At 54.5% G+C, this 1,071-nt stretch carries 1 protein-coding gene and 1 pseudogene; both read right to left on the bottom strand.

What is annotated here, in order from left to right:
- Positions 1-741 (bottom strand): annotated as a pseudogene (locus tag J7024_RS36985) (virulence factor); the annotation flags it as partial.
- Positions 738-1,071 (bottom strand): effector protein Tle3 domain-containing protein (locus J7024_RS36980; RefSeq protein ID WP_234746060.1); only part of this gene is annotated, 334 nt, incomplete at its 5' end. The pseudogene J7024_RS36985 and the gene J7024_RS36980, both read right to left, overlap by 4 nt.

Genomic DNA, 1,071 nt, shown 5'->3' with positions numbered 1-1,071 from the left:
GGGCGTGTCGCGGCTCCAAAGCGTCTTGGGTGACGGCGGACCGATTTCGAAGTATTCGACAATCTCGTTGCTCAAATATTCCTTGGCTTCGATCGGGTCAAGCCTTGGAGGTAGCGCGAACTCGATATGTATTCCCGCAAGCTCGCGCCAGTCCTTGGAGTTCTCGGGTTTTACGGTGTAGAAATAGTTCGCATTGGCGAAATAACGCGAACGCATTAACAGCAAAAACTTTCTCGCATACTTGTGATAGAAGCCTTTGAACGTCTCTTCGCCTTCGTTGCCGTACGCAATACCTGCTACCGATTGAACAGTAGTAAAGGACTTTGGTTCGGTGCGCACCATGTCATCATTCTTGTTCGGCGCGGTAAGCCCTTGCGCCCACAATAATTGCCATTCGGTCGGGTAATCCATACGTTGTAGTGGATTCAGCCAGATCAGGCCGACGACCTGAGCGAAGAATGGCCTCGCCGGTTCTTCTGCTGTTCGCGCAGCTTTGCCTGCAAGCTCCGGGGTGGGCGTGGCCTGTGCAGGACGCATCATGGACGTGGTGAACATAAACACCGCAAGGGCGGCCAAGGCAGGTAAGACTACGAATCGTTTCATCCAATCTCCTGTTTCCAGATGTACCGGATCGGGTTGTTCTACATACGCCATCAGCGTGGCGATGAGCACGGCGGCAAGCAGCCATACCGATATGGCGATGGCGATACGCCGCTGCCATGTAGCGATCAGCATCCTCATACGGCACCCCCGACCTTCAGATAAAGTTGGCCTTCACGTTCGTCCACGATCGCGTCGGGAATCGTGCCTTCGCTGGCCTTGGCGTGTACCCATTTGTGCATCGGCATTCGATCCAGATTTCCGGAGTCAAAGTACTTGGCGTACTTCTTGTTTGGGTTCGTATCGGGAATGCCGTCTCCCATCCGCCAATCCGCCTCAATGCGCAACGATTTGAGTTGCGCCTCTGTCAGATAGCACCGACCGACAGCAACGTCATACGCAAGCGCCTTCTCGGCATGCTCCGGATTGGTCATCGTCGTCGAGTGGTTGGTTGGGCTATTGGTCGCACTA

Origin of the sequence: Burkholderia sp. WTPI3, assembly GCF_021483755.1 — a bacterium.
Taxonomy (GTDB): Bacteria; Pseudomonadota; Gammaproteobacteria; order Burkholderiales; family Burkholderiaceae; genus Burkholderia.
Note: the sequence above shows the minus strand (reverse complement) of the source record. Positions and strands in the feature narration are given on the sequence as shown.